This is a genomic window from Oleiphilus sp. HI0061 (genome assembly GCF_001635675.1).
Map to the genome: position 1 here is coordinate 1 of NZ_LWFE01001312.1, position 718 is coordinate 718.

The window sequence follows — 718 nt, forward strand, 5'->3', positions numbered from 1 at the left end:
TTACACGGAAAACGCCAGGTACGGCCATCACGCCGAAGAAGGCTCTCGGCTTCTTTCGGCCCCCATGTACCACTCGCATAACCATGCAAGGCATGGTCGCCAGCTTGATATTTCAGAATAGGCTCGACAAACTGCCAACAGGATTGCACGGCGTCGCTACGAGCAAATAAGGTGGCATCGCCATTCAGTGCATCCAGTAACAAGCGCTCATAGGCATTCAGAATGCGTACACCATCACCTTCTTCATCGAGTAAATCCTGGTAACGAAAGTCCATACTCACCTCTTTCGACTCAAAACCTGCTCCGGGTTTCTTAAGACCGAATTGCATCACGATCCCTTCATCTGGCTGAATGCGTATCACCAGTTTATTTGCCGGTGCATTCAGCCCAAAAACAGGGTGTGGTGTATGTTTGAAGTGAATAACAACTTCCGTCACTCGCGTTGGCAAGCTCTTCCCTGTTCGAATATAAAAAGGAACTCCATTCCAACGCCAATTATTAATAAATAGCTTAAGGGCTACGTAGGTTTCAGTTCTGGAATCTGGACTAACACCTTCCTCATCCCGATAACCTGGAACAGCACTACCTTTAACTAAGGATTCCGTATACTGCCCTAAAACCAGGTTATTCTCTAAATCGGCCTGACTAAGTGGTTTTAGACTCTGTAGAACCTTCACCACTTCATTCCGCGTTGAGTCGGCATTGATCACTGCTGGCG

General features: G+C 47.5%; 1 pseudogene. It reads right to left on the minus strand.

Going from position 1 to position 718, the window contains the following annotated elements:
* Positions 1 to 718, minus strand: a pseudogene (locus A3735_RS20760) (glucose-6-phosphate dehydrogenase); the annotation flags it as partial.